Origin of the sequence: Azospirillum sp. B4, assembly GCF_000333275.1 — a bacterium.
Classification (GTDB): Bacteria; Pseudomonadota; Alphaproteobacteria; order Azospirillales; family Azospirillaceae; genus Nitrospirillum.
Window position 1 is genome coordinate 1 of record NZ_BACU01000423.1, and the last position, 405, is coordinate 405.

Consider the following 405-nt stretch of genomic DNA (forward strand, 5'->3'; position numbering starts at 1 on the left):
GTGCGGGTGCGCATCGAAGGGCCGCTGGGCGATCCGGTGCAGGGGGATGGCGACACCATCGCCCGCCTGCCGGTGGATATGGAAACGGCGGCGCCGTTCCGTGTGCTGGCGCCGCCGCTCCGCCCCGTGTCCCGTCTGCCCTGAAGGGGCGCTGGTCTGCCCCTGGGTGTCAAATCCAGGCAACGCTACTCAAGAACCACCACCTATTACCTGTCCGTGCCCAAGGCGGCGCCCCGGCCGCTGGCCATCATCCTTCAGGGATCCGGCTGCGCCCCCCTGTTCCATGACCGGGATGGCGACACAGCCGGGCGCAAGAGCACCAATTTCTTCGCCCTGGGCGCCGCGCTGAAGGACGGGCGCTTCACGGTGCTGGCAGTGGACAAGCCCCATGCCGGCCTGACCCCG

1 protein-coding gene is annotated in these 405 nt (G+C 69.6%); it reads left to right on the forward strand.

Going from position 1 to position 405, the window contains the following annotated elements; translation table 11 throughout:
* Positions 1 to 216: 216 nt before the first annotated feature.
* A partial coding sequence (locus tag I55_RS18780) for a hypothetical protein (protein ID WP_044562114.1) occupies positions 217 to 405 on the forward strand: 189 nt, incomplete at its 3' end.